The organism is Marinobacter santoriniensis NKSG1, from assembly GCF_000347775.1.
Taxonomy (GTDB): domain Bacteria; phylum Pseudomonadota; class Gammaproteobacteria; order Pseudomonadales; family Oleiphilaceae; genus Marinobacter; species Marinobacter santoriniensis.
This window is the reverse complement of record NZ_APAT01000015.1, coordinates 521,068-532,974: the sequence shown is the minus strand read 5'-3', so window position 1 is coordinate 532,974 and position 11,907 is coordinate 521,068. Positions and strand designations below refer to the sequence as shown.

Here is an 11,907-nt window from a genome sequence, read left to right as displayed (position 1 = left end):
AAAACGGTCGGATTTACGGGTAGCAATCGATGTGGCAATTTTTTCACAAGCTGGGATCACCCAAATGGTTCTACGGGATTGCAACCCGGCTGATGCCCTGGCTGCTCGTTATTGGCACGGCCCTTTTGATGGCGGGAATTGTCTGGGGCCTTGCGTTTGCGCCGAAGGACTACCTGCAGGGTGATAGCTACCGGATTATCTTCATTCACGTTCCGACCGCGTTTCTGGCGCAGTCGGCCTATATCATGATGGCAGTTGCCGCAGTCGTGACGCTGGTCTGGCGAATGAAACTGGCCGATGTGTTCGTCAAGGCTGTCGCTCCGGTGGGGTTGGTGATCACTTTTCTCTCCCTTTTTACCGGCGCGGTATGGGGCAAGCCCACTTGGGGCACCTGGTGGATCTGGGATGCCCGCCTGACCTCCATGCTGATTCTCCTGTTCCTTTATGGCGGGGTCATTGCCCTGGATCGGGCGATCAATGATGAAAAATCCGCTGCCCGTGCGGTCGCGGTTCTGGTGTTGGTCGGCGTGGTCAATATCCCGATCATCAAATATTCGGTGGAATGGTGGAATACCCTGCATCAGCCTGCCACGTTCAAGCTCACCGAGAAGCCATCAATGCCCGCCGAGATGTGGGTGCCGCTGTTGCTCGCGGTGCTCGGGATGTATCTGATCTTTGGCTGGCTGGCCTGTGTACGGATGCAGACAGAAATTCTTGCGCGAGAGCAGAAGACCCGTTGGGTCAAAGATCTGGTAATGGCGGGGAGGCACTGATCCATGGCTTTTGATTCTTTCTCCGCGTTCCTCACAATGGGTGGGCACGGCCCTTACGTCTGGAGCAGCTACGGGGCCTTCTTCGTGCTGATGGCAGCACTGATGATCTGGTCCCTGCGCCGGCGCCGGGCCATGCTGGAAGCCTGTCGGCGGAATTTCATGCGCCAGGGCAAGGAGTCGGGCCGGGCAGAACGTCCGGCGGCCACGTTCACCCGAGTGGAAGTTTCCCAAGACTGACAGGCAGGTTCAGCATGCATCCGATCCGAAAAAAGCGGCTTACCATTGTACTTTTCCTTCTGGCCGGAATTGGTGTCGCCGTGGGGCTGACGACCTATGCCCTGCGCCAGAACATCAATCTCTTCTATGACCCCAGCCAGATTGCCGCGGGTGAGGCGCCACATGATGTCCGGATCCGGGCCGGAGGTATGGTCGAAAAGGGCTCGGTAGTGCGTGATCCGGATACCCTGAAAGTCCGGTTCCGGGTGACCGATTTCCAGTCGTCCGTGCCGGTCGAGTACACGGGCATTCTTCCTGACCTGTTTGCCGAAGGGCAGGGGGTTGTCGCCATGGGCAAACTCGATGCTGGCGGCAATTTCGTTGCCGACCAGGTGCTGGCCAAGCACGATGAGAACTACATGCCGCCGGAAGTGGCGGAGTCACTGAAGAAGACCGCTGATGGACAGCCTGTGGCCAATGGCGCCGCCCAGTCTGCATCGTACTGATTAACCACCCGAAGCATGAATAGGGGATCGTGATGTTTCCGGAACTCGGACAGATCGCACTGATACTGGCGCTGTTACTGGCAGTGCTCCTTTCCGTTGTGCCACTGGTGGGCTCTCTCACAGGACGGGAGCAGCTGCAGGCCTTTGCGCGCCCCCTGGCGTCGGGAATGTTCGTCTTCATCGCAATGGCGTTCGGGCTCCTGGTCCACGCCTTCCTGACCGATGATTTTTCCGTGGCTTATGTGGCGAATAACAGCAACAGTCTGCTGCCATGGTTTTACAAATTCAGCGCGGTCTGGGGCGGTCACGAAGGCTCTCTGCTGTTGTGGATCCTGTTGTTGAGCGCGTGGACGCTGGCGGTTGCGATTTTCAGCCGTCGGTTGCCGGCGGTCATGATCTCCCAGGTTCTGTCGGTTATGGGCATGATCTGTGTGGGTTTTCTGCTGTTTATCATCCTGACCTCCAATCCTTTCGACCGTTTGCTCCCCAACATCCCTGCGGACGGAGCCGACCTGAACCCGCTGCTTCAGGACATCGGCCTGATCATGCACCCGCCGATGCTCTACATGGGTTACGTCGGCTTTTCGGTGGCGTTCGCGTTCGCCATTGCCGCGCTGATCAACGGTCGTCTGGACGCGGCGTGGGCACGCTGGTCGCGCCCCTGGACCACCGTGGCCTGGGCGTTTCTGTCGGTCGGGATCGCCCTGGGTAGCTGGTGGGCCTACTACGAGCTCGGCTGGGGTGGCTGGTGGTTCTGGGATCCGGTGGAGAACGCGTCTCTGCTGCCCTGGCTCGCAGGTACGGCACTGATGCACTCGCTGGCGGTGACCGAAAAGCGGGGCGTGTTCAAGACATGGACTGTGTTGCTGGCCATTATCGCATTCTCCCTGAGCCTGCTCGGAACGTTCATGGTGCGCTCGGGCGTACTGACGTCGGTACACGCCTTCGCCTCCGATCCCGAGCGAGGCACGTTCCTGCTGATGCTCCTGGCGGTAACCGTCATTGCGAGTCTGACGCTCTATGCCTTCCGGGCACCGGTGGTTCATGTGCGTTCCCGCTATGGGTCGCTGGGACGGGAAATCTTCCTGTTGCTGAACAACGTGCTGCTGGTGTCTGCGACCCTGCTGGTCGGCATTGGCACGCTTTATCCGCTGGTTCTCGATTATCTGGATATGGGTAAGCTCTCCATTGGTGAACCTTTCTTCAACACCACCTTCACCCCGCTGGCGATCGCGACCGGCCTGTTGCTCGGGGCAGGGATCTTCTCCCGGTGGAAGAAAACCGACGGCGGCTGGCTGGGACGTAAACTGCTCTGGCCGCTGGCCATCAGTGTGATCGTCACCACGGCAGTGGTGATCGGATACGGCGGCTTCAAACCCTGGGCGTTTGCAGGAATCTTTACGGCCGTTTGGGTTGCGGTTGCGACTTTCTGGGATCTGAGCGACAAGTCCCGTTCGCGCAAGGGCCGTCTCAATGGTCTGAAGCGCCAGTCCCGGAGCTATTGGGGCATGGTGCTGGGGCACCTCGGACTGGCGATGACCATCGCCGGGGTGACCGTGGTTTCCAATTACGGGATCGAACGGGATGTCCGTATGAGTCCGGGGGATGTTGCCACAGTCGGAGATTACCAGTTTGCATTTCGGGCGATGGGTCAGCGTCAGGGCCAGAACTATACCTCGCAATACGGCACCTTCGATGTCATGAAAGGTGGCGAGCGGATTGCCGTGCTGCATCCGGAGAAGCGTGAATACAGCGTCGGAATGCGGATTATGACCGAAGCGGATATCGACGCCGGATTGTCCCGGGATATCTTCGTCGCCATCGGCGAACATATCGCCGACGGTGCCTGGGCCATTCGTCTGCAATACAAGCCGTTGATTCGCTGGCTTTGGCTTGGCGCGGTCGTGATGGCCATTGGTGGATTTTTCGCCATCTCCGACCGGCGCTATCGCATTCGTGACCGGGCGGAGGAGACCGCTGCCACGGGGACGAGTCCGGGTAAGCCTCTCAAAGGTAACGCGGAGGCGGTATCGTGAAGCGCATTTTGCTTTTCCTTCCCCTGATCGCTGCTGTCATTCTTGGTGTGGTCCTGTTTGCCGGTATCGGCAAGGACCCCACCAGGCTCGATTCAGCCCTGATTGGCAAGCCGGTACCCTCGTTTTCATTGCCAGCCCTTCAAAACCCTGAGCAGGTACTTGATCAGGAACTGTTCCAGGGGCAGGTCACACTGCTCAATGTATGGGCAACCTGGTGTCCCTCCTGCCGGCAGGAGCACCCCTTTCTGATGTGGCTCAGCAAAACCCAGGGCGTTCGTATCGTCGGTCTCGACTACAAGGACACCCGTTCAGATGCCCTGCAATGGTTTAAAGACCTGGGTAATCCCTACGAGGTCACCATATTCGATGCCGAGGGAAAGCTTGGCTTTGATCTGGGGGTCTATGGCGCACCGGAAACGTTCGTGATCGATCGGAGTGGTGTGGTTCGGTATCGGCATGTTGGCGTGGTCGACGAAAAAGTCTGGAAAGAAGAACTGAGTCCGCTCATCGAGAAATTGCGGAGCGATAACTCATGAATCGCCTGTTACTGATGTTACTGACCATCTTTTACCTTGGCGTGGTGCATGCCGAGGTTCCAGATATTTATGATTTCAAGGATCCCAAACAGGAAGCGCGCTATCAGGAGCTTACCGCTGAGCTGCGATGTCCAAAGTGCCAGAACCAGAATATTGCGGATTCTGATGCCCCCATCGCTGCCGATATGCGGGATGAGGTGTATCGGATGATGAAGAGCGGTGCTGGTAACGAGGAGATTGTTGATTCTCTGGTGGCACGTTTCGGCGAATTTGTGCGATTCAAACCTGCGTTCAATGCGCGAACCTTTCTGCTCTGGGCCACTCCGGCGATTGCGGTCTTGATCGGATTGCTGGCGGTTGCCGCCGTGATCATTCGCGCCCGCAGGAGAGATCGTGAGGGCGCTCCGCTGTCCGACGAAGAACGCGCTCGTGCAGCGCGTATCCTATCCGGGCAGGATGGCCGTGATCGCCGCACCGATATCTGAATGCTTCTCACCCATTTCGGACCAATGAATACCCCATGACTGATACTTTCTGGTTTGCCGCAACGGCACTGATCATTCTCGCCCTGGCATTTGTCCTGTACCCGGTGTTTTTCCATCGTTCCAAGGCCCGGGAACAGGCCGATCTTCGCAATCAGAACCTGATGGCCTACCGGTCCCGCATGCAGGAACTGGATGAAGAGTTCGCCGCCGGTCAGATCGACGAAGACAATTACCGCCAACTCCGGGAGGAGCTTGCCGGCACCATGCTGGATGATGTGCCTGAAACCGAGCAGGTCCGTCCGTCCCGGAGTGGTCGCAGGAGTGCCATGGCGGTTGGACTGATTGCGATCCTGCTGTTGCCGGCTGCGGCGTTTTTCCTGTACGAACGTTGGGGCGGCATGGACAAGGTCGAGCAGTATGTAACCATGCAGAAGATGGAGCAGGGCAGCGGGGATCGTGCGGCCCGCATGTCGGAACTGGTGGGTCAGTTACGAGAGAAGCTTGAGGCCAGTCCGGATAACCCGGATGGCTGGGCGATGCTTGGTCGCAGCTACATGCGTCTGGAACGGTATGACGATGCCGCCTGGGCATACCGGCAGCTGGCGTCGGTGGTGGATTCGGACGACCGGGCCCAGGCGGTTGCGCTGGGTCTTGCCGCCCAGGCGCTGTTCTTTGGCAGCGAAGGTAAAATGACGGACGAGGTTCGTCAGGTGATTTCGCAGGCCCGGAGCCTGAATCCCGACGAGGTGAATTCCCTCGGACTGCTGGGCATTCACGCCTTCAGCCAGAAGGATTATCGGAAGGCCATCGAGTTCTGGGAGCGTATTGAGAAGGTCGCACCCGATCATCCGCAGATTGCGGCCATTCGAGGTGGGGTCGACGAAGCTTATCGTCGATTGGGTGAGACACCACCGAAACGCGATATGGCGGCAGCGAGTGGCGCCGGAGTCACCGTGAGCCTGTCCCTGGATGATGCCTTCAAGGGACAGGTACCCGACGACACCACACTCTTTGTGTTTGCCCGCAAGGCCGGCAGCGAAGCCGGACCGCCGCTGGCGGTCGTTCGTCTCACAGCCGGCGCTTTGCCGACGACCGTTCGCCTGGATGACACCGATTCCATGTCACCGAGAATGAAGATTTCCGATGCCGACCGGGTGATGGTGACGGCGCGGCTCAGCCGTTCAGGCTCCGTGGCGGCCCAGCCAGGGGACTGGCAGGGTCGCATTGGCGAACCGGTGCCGGTTGTCGCGGATGATCAGACTCCGGTTAAACTGGTGATCGACCATCAGCTTACCGACTGACCGTCTGGTCGTTCAGCCAGACGAGAGGTTGCCGGGATAAAGGGGACGAAGGGTATCGCCCTTTTCCCGGCTGGCCTTCTGCTTTCTCAACTGTTCCAACGCCTTCGACAAAGCCCGCAAATCCGGCTCCGCGTTCTCTCTTTCCCCATCCGGCGCGAACAGACCGGCCTGGAGCCGCTCAAGCTCGATCCGCAAGGTGGCATCACCGGTGAAACGAACCACATCGTCTGTGGTCCGAAAATCGCAATCCGGAAAGCGGCGCTGCATCCACCGGGTCAGTAACCCCGGTACAGAGGGCGAGCCGTGGCGAACAGCTTCAATGAGTTGGTCAAACAGCCATTGCTCATCGGGATCCTCCTCGATGGTATCACCTCCGGCATTACCGGCGCCCCGATGGCGGGACCAGAACCATCCCAGCAGGGTGGCCAGCCAGGCCACGGCCAGGCCCAGGCTGATCCAGGGCCAATAACCCGGAGCTCCCGCGGTGGGATTGCCTTTCAACGCGTCCGGATCGGGAGTATCAGACGGGCTTTGCCCGTTTGGCGAGCCTGAGACCCCGCCGGGAGGGGCCGAGGTGGACGACTGCAGACCCGTGACTGATCCGGCATCTGCAACGTCAAGGGTTGTGGCCGGGATCACCGCGACCTTTTGGGTGTCGGTATCCGTATCCCACCATGGAATCCGAATCTCCGGCAGTGTTTTCTTGCCGGCCTGGACAGGAACCAGCGCGGTGGTCTGACTCAGGGTCGAATTGAGTCCATCCGGTGTGGTATCGGTTGAGCGTTGGGGTTGCTCCGGATAGGCCCGGATGCCCTCAGGAGCTTTGTCCGGTAGCGGTGGCAAGGTTTCCGCCGGCAGTCCCGAGGCTTTGAGTGTCAGTGTCCGGGTCAGGTTCTCACCGGTATCGACCTTGCCGGTTGTCGGCAAACCGCTTTCCTCGAGTGACAGGTCGCTGGCCGGTAGCCAGGTGTCGCCGGTGAAATCCGCCGGAATGTCCTTGACCGTCACGGCAAAGAATTCCTGGCTGTCGCGGAGGAACTTCAGCTGGCCCTCGGGCGTTCGGGCCTGTCCCTCGAACCGGATCGGGGGCAATTTCAGCTCGCCTGGCTTTTGCGGGTAAAGGGCGTAGCGTCGTTCCACCACCCGATAACGGATGCCATCGCGGTAGCGGGTGTACTCCGACTGTTTGCCCAGGGGTTCTATGATGGTATCCGGGTCCTCGGGTTCGGACAGCTCGCCCCGAATCAGGTTGCCAGTGAAAAACAGCTTTATGGTCAGGATCAGCTGTTCCTGGACATAAACCTGATCCTTGTCTGCAGACAACTCGATGAAACTGTCCCTGGCTGCTGAATTCTGCTGGTCCGGTGGCGAACCGGAAACCACTTCAATGGTGACGGGTTTGGACGTCGAATCCTTGAAGGTGAGCGCGGGGATAGTGAGCTTGCCGGTTTTCGTGGGCGCCAGCTGGTAGGTCCAGGTGATCTCTCCCACCATGTCATTATTCACCGTTCGAATGCTGTACCGCTGGTTCTGGCCCAGTATTTCGAAGTCCGGTTTGACCTTGTCGATATCCGGAGCGGGCAGCTCCGAAAGGTCGAAATTGAACAGGTTGCTCAGATTGATATCCAGTTTCATCGTGCCCTTGACCGTGACCGTCAGCACCTCACCCTCATACAGCCGGGTCCGGTCCGGTTCCACCGTCAGGCCGTCGGCATAACTCGCCGGTACCAGCGCCAGCAAGAGGCACAATCCGGTCAGCGTGGCCAGAATCCGTTTTACCATGGTGTGTCGCCCTCATCGGATGGTGTCTGACGTTCCTCGTACTGCTGCAGGAATTTGCGGCGCAGCAATCCGCCAGGGTTGTCGGGTATCCGCCGAAGCCATTGCTCTTGCCCCTGACTGAGGGGTTGTTCCGAGATTGGCGCCGGAGCCTCGGCCGTCTGTTTTTGCTGCTGTTCCGGCGATTCGTCACGTGAATCCTTTTGTGCGCCGGCGGCCTGGGAATCATCCTGCTGTTCCTGTTCGTCGCCGGGCTTCTTTTGCCGTCCGCTCTGGCTATCCCGGGACGGGTCCCGATTGCCCTGGGACGAATCCTCATCGGACCGAGACTGGCTCTGGTTATCGCTCTGGTCGGACTGCCCGTTCTGGCTGGAGGAGTCGGACGGATTGTTCTGTTTGTTGTTTTTGTCCTGTTGGTTTTGCCCTTGCTTTGAATCCTTGCCCTGCTGATTCCGGCTTTGGCTTTTCTGTTTCTCGAGCAGTTTTTTGACGATGTCCCGGTTGGTTTGGGCATCTTCCATGTCGGGAGCCTTAGCCAGCGCATCGTCGTAAGCGGCAAGCGCCTCTTTCAGCTTCCCGGCCCGGGCCAGAGCGTTTCCCCGATTATAGTCGGCGTCGGCGCCCTTCAGTTTTTTGAACAGATCCGCAGCCTGCTGGTACTGGCCTGCACGGTAAAGGGCGGACGCCTTCCACTCGGGGCTGTGCAGTTCGTCGGCGGCCTTTTGAGGATCCTCCTCAATCAGTGCCGGGCCCCGCTGATCGTCCCGTTGCCACAGGCTGTCCCAGCTGGCCGCCATCGCAGGGCGGGGCGAAAGCGGGAGGAAAATGAGAAGGGCGAGCACCGCGAATCCGCCGCGGCGCCAGCCCAGCAGGGCAAGTGGCACGAACAGCCACAACAGCCAGTAGCCGTCGTCCTGCCAGCGCTCGACTTTGAGGTCACTGTTTTCAGATTGCCAGTCTGCGTCTGCTGACGGTGTCAGTTCCAGCGCTCGGATGTCGGTATTGTCCAGGGTCAGGTGGTGATTCAGTCCGCCATTCTGCCGGGCCAGTGACGACAATGCGTCCGGGTTGGACCGGGCAATCACGATATTCCCGTTATCGCGGATAAACCCGCGCTTGGCGAGCGGAATGGGGCCGCCCTCGGGGGTTCCGACGGTGAGGGTGCTCAATGTGAAGGAGGTTCCCTCCAGCGCTTTCTCGATGCGCTGTTGGTACCGGTCCGACACGTCGTCGGTAATCAGTAGTATCCGGCCCCGTCCGGGCGCTCCCTGATCCAGGAGTTTGCGGGCCTGGTCGATGGCCAGATCCGCCCGATTGCCCTGTGCCGGCATGATCACGGGATCAAGGACGTCCAGCATTGCCTCGATGGTTCGGGCGTCGTCAGTCAGAGGCGTTACCACGTGGGCATCTGCCGCATAGACGACCAATGCGTTGAGTGCGCTCTTGCGGGCATCCAGGATGTCCCGGATTTTGCGTTTGGCGCGGGTTAAGCGGTCGGGCTTCACGTCCGTGGCGAGCATCGAGAGTGACAGATCCAGCACGACAACCAGACTGTCCCCGGGGCGTTTCAGCGGCGTGGGGGCTTCCCGCCACGCCGGACCGGCAAGTGCCAGGGCCAGGACAATCACCGCCGATGTGATCGGCCAGAGGGGGGAGCGGAGGTTCCCGGTCTTCTGCCCCCGGTGTCGGATCAGGGGTGCAAGCAAAGGCTGGGGTATCCAGCGACCCCAGCCACTGTCGCCCCGGGCAGCCGAGCGAACGACGAACGCGATCACGGGCGCCAGCAATACCAGTGCGAGCCAGATGGGGCGGAGAAAATGAAAGTCAGCCACGGCTCAGCCCTCCACTTTCCGCGTTGAACCGATCGCGCCGGAGCCGGATTAATCGCCCGAGCCACCAGAGCAGACCCAGGATGGCGGCTGCTCCGGCGGGCCAGTAGAACAGGTCGGTGACCGGTCGGTAGTATTTTCCTTCAAGCTTGATCGGTTCCAGCTGGTCGATGCTCTGATAGATCATGGACAGCTCCGGCAGGCTTCTGGCCCGGAAGTACTGGCCACCGGTCTGTTTGGCCATACGGGTCAGCAGCGCTTCGTCCAGATCCCGGGACGGATTGACCCGGCGGGAACCCAGCAAACCACGCTGGACCATGGATTCCGCGCCGATCCCGATGGTATACAGGCGGACACCGGCGGCCGCGGCAATTTCAGTAGCCTTGTCCGGACTGATTTCGCCGGCGGTATTGGCACCGTCGGTGAGCAGAACGACCACACGCTGGTCCTGGGGGCGATTGCGCAGACGCTTGACTGCAAGTCCGATGGCATCGCCGATCGCCGTGGCACGGCCTGCCATGCCCAGACCCGATTCAAGCATCAGCGTCCGGACCGTTTCGAGGTCAAACGTCAGTGGCGCCTGAACATAGGGTTCGGAACCGAAGAGGATAAGACCGAGGCGATCGCCTTTACGGCGGGTGATGAAATCGTTGAGCACGTGTTTGACCGCCTGAAGGCGATTGATGCTCCGGCCCTGGATCACCATGTCCTGCTCATCCATGGAGGGGGAAATGTCCACCACCAGCATCAGGTCCCGGCCGGTTACCGGCAGTTGCACCTGGTCTCCCACGTAATGGGGACGTGCGAGCGCGACCACGATCAGTATCCAGAGCACCATCAACAGGATTTTCTGCCACAGCGGCGTGGTATTTCCCTGGCGACTGACTCCGGGCAATCCGGAGAGCCAGTGTCCCGTGGGTAATACTGGCGCATCCACCGGTTTTCGGGCCGGTCGCCGCCAGAGGATCAACAGGGGAAGCAGTGCCAACAGCAGTATCCAGGGATAGGCGAGATTCAGCATTTCTGTCCCTCCAGCCACCGTTTGGCGAAGGCAAGGGCGTGTCCCGGATCCGCTTCTGTATGGGGGGTCCAACTGGCTTCTACCATGGCCTCAACCACCGGCCGGGAGGCAATCCGGTCTTCCGGCGCGGTGCTCAGGAGAAAATCAATCCAGGCCTGACCACTGAGCGAATCCGGCTGGGAGTTCGGATGGCACTGGCGGGCACACTGTTTCAGAAGCGTATTAAGGTGATTGAACCAGGCGGATGTGGCCTGGGCATCGTGTTCGAGTCGAATCAGCTCCTGGCGGGCCACGAGGCGCCAGCGCCTCCTTTGACGACGGCGTACCCAGAAGAGGGCCGCCAGCACGATCAGGCCGATCAGCACCAGCGCCAATAGCCACCAGCCGAGTGCCGGCGGCCAGAATCCACCGGTGGCCGGCAAGTGAATGTCCTTTAGCTGGCTGAGAGGATCCTGTGGGTTCATCCGATCCGCCCCCTCGGTCCGAGCAATGGCTTCAATGCGGTCGCCGGATCGTCACCGGTCATCAGGGTCGCAGACAAGACACCGGATTTCTGGAAGCAGGCGGAAAGGGCGGTTTCGTGGGCCTCGACCTTCTCCCGCCAGGCCGCCTGGAAGCGGGGATTGCCGGCGTTGAACCACACTGGACCGTCGGGACCGGCGATCGCGAACCGACCCTGTTCAGGCAGCGTTTGCTCCAGGGGATCAACGATGCGCAGCGCACTGACCTGATTGTGGCGTGCCAGCGCACCGAGTAGCGAGGCGGTCTCGTCCGTAAGCTGGAGAAAGTCGCTGATGACAAAAATCCGGCTTCCCGTGTGGGCCACCCGGCGCGCTTCCTGGAGTGCCTGATCGAGAGCGTTCCGGGAGGCCGTCGGGTCGATGGCAGCCTGGATGTCTTCGCCGGGTTTGTGTTGCTGCTCGGCAAGCGCGTCGAGCAGTCTCAGGACCGATTTCTTGCGCCGGGCCGGGCGCAGCACGGCCATGTGCTCGCCGTTGAACACGATGCCGCCCACCTGGTCTCCGGCCCAGAGAGCCAGCCAGGCAAGGATCGATGCCACCTGGGCGCAGCGAACCTGTTTATAGGCACCGGTGCTGGCAAAGAACAGGCTCGCGCTCAGGTCACACAACAGAAGAACCGGGCGCTCGCGCTCCTCCTCGTAGAGCTTGGTGTGAGGCGACTGGCGCCGTGCCGTTACCCGCCAGTCGATGCTGCGGATGTCATCGCCGGGCTGATACTGTCGAACTTCGGCGAATGCCATGCCACGTCCCTTCTGGGGAGATCGCTGGAGACCGGAGTGCCGGGCCCGGGACGGACGGGCCGAGGGCAGTTTCAGGGCTCTGGCATCGGCCTGAAGCCGGATCAGATCCGGCAGGTCGATATGTGTGGCGGCGTCGCGAGTGACCATGGTGAGGTTGTCTGGTG

General features: G+C 60.4%; 12 protein-coding genes. 7 read left to right on the top strand and 5 right to left on the bottom strand.

Annotated elements, in window-relative coordinates:
• Positions 1-29 precede the first annotated feature (29 nt).
• Genes MSNKSG1_RS08195 through ccmI form a run of 7 tightly spaced genes read left to right on the top strand, consistent with a single transcriptional unit; the run spans position 30 to position 5,853 of the window.
• Positions 30-773 carry a heme ABC transporter permease gene (locus MSNKSG1_RS08195; RefSeq protein WP_008938784.1) on the top strand — a complete coding sequence of 248 codons (744 nt, stop codon included), beginning with the start codon at positions 30-32 and terminating at the stop codon, positions 771-773.
• 3 nt (positions 774-776) lie between these two features.
• Positions 777-1,010 (top strand): heme exporter protein CcmD, encoded by a 234-nt coding sequence (ccmD, locus tag MSNKSG1_RS08190; RefSeq protein ID WP_008938783.1) that lies wholly within the window; start codon positions 777-779, stop codon positions 1,008-1,010.
• Positions 1,011-1,024: 14 nt separating this feature from the next.
• On the top strand, positions 1,025-1,495 hold the full coding sequence (gene ccmE, locus MSNKSG1_RS08185) for a cytochrome c maturation protein CcmE (RefSeq protein ID WP_008938782.1): 471 nt from the start codon (positions 1,025-1,027) through the stop codon (positions 1,493-1,495).
• 32 nt (positions 1,496-1,527) lie between these two features.
• A complete protein-coding gene (locus MSNKSG1_RS08180; RefSeq protein ID WP_008938781.1) occupies positions 1,528-3,531 on the top strand; it encodes a heme lyase CcmF/NrfE family subunit in 2,004 nt (667 codons plus the stop codon).
• Entirely contained in the window at positions 3,528-4,067 is a 540-nt protein-coding gene (locus MSNKSG1_RS08175; protein ID WP_008938780.1) for a DsbE family thiol:disulfide interchange protein, read from the top strand. The genes MSNKSG1_RS08180 and MSNKSG1_RS08175 overlap by 4 nt, the downstream gene beginning before the upstream one ends.
• Entirely contained in the window at positions 4,064-4,552 is a 489-nt protein-coding gene (locus tag MSNKSG1_RS08170) for a cytochrome c-type biogenesis protein (protein WP_008938779.1), read from the top strand. Before MSNKSG1_RS08175 ends, MSNKSG1_RS08170 begins: the two co-directional genes overlap by 4 nt.
• A gap of 35 nt (positions 4,553-4,587) precedes the next feature.
• Entirely contained in the window at positions 4,588-5,853 is a 1,266-nt protein-coding gene (gene ccmI / locus MSNKSG1_RS08165) for a c-type cytochrome biogenesis protein CcmI (RefSeq protein ID WP_008938778.1), read from the top strand.
• A 12-nt stretch (positions 5,854-5,865) separates the two neighbouring features.
• Here ccmI and MSNKSG1_RS08160 read toward each other — a convergent pair whose 3' ends face one another.
• The 5 genes from MSNKSG1_RS08160 to MSNKSG1_RS08140 are packed head-to-tail and all read right to left on the bottom strand — an operon-like array spanning position 5,866 to position 11,890.
• The gene (locus MSNKSG1_RS08160; protein ID WP_008938777.1) at positions 5,866-7,635 is read right to left on the bottom strand and encodes a BatD family protein; all 1,770 of its coding nucleotides are present in this window, start codon (positions 7,633-7,635) and stop codon (positions 5,866-5,868) included.
• Complete coding sequence (locus MSNKSG1_RS08155; RefSeq protein WP_008938776.1) at positions 7,629-9,464, bottom strand: VWA domain-containing protein; 1,836 nt, start codon at positions 9,462-9,464, stop codon at positions 7,629-7,631. The genes MSNKSG1_RS08160 and MSNKSG1_RS08155 overlap by 7 nt, the downstream gene beginning before the upstream one ends.
• The gene (locus tag MSNKSG1_RS08150; protein ID WP_008938775.1) at positions 9,457-10,482 is read right to left on the bottom strand and encodes a vWA domain-containing protein; all 1,026 of its coding nucleotides are present in this window, start codon (positions 10,480-10,482) and stop codon (positions 9,457-9,459) included. Before MSNKSG1_RS08150 ends, MSNKSG1_RS08155 begins: the two co-directional genes overlap by 8 nt.
• Positions 10,476-10,946 carry a DUF4381 domain-containing protein gene (locus MSNKSG1_RS08145; RefSeq protein ID WP_008938774.1) on the bottom strand — a complete coding sequence of 157 codons (471 nt, stop codon included), beginning with the start codon at positions 10,944-10,946 and terminating at the stop codon, positions 10,476-10,478. The genes MSNKSG1_RS08150 and MSNKSG1_RS08145 overlap by 7 nt, the downstream gene beginning before the upstream one ends.
• Positions 10,943-11,890 (bottom strand): DUF58 domain-containing protein, encoded by a 948-nt coding sequence (locus MSNKSG1_RS08140; protein ID WP_008938773.1) that lies wholly within the window; start codon positions 11,888-11,890, stop codon positions 10,943-10,945. The genes MSNKSG1_RS08145 and MSNKSG1_RS08140 overlap by 4 nt, the downstream gene beginning before the upstream one ends.
• Positions 11,891-11,907: the final 17 nt, after the last annotated feature.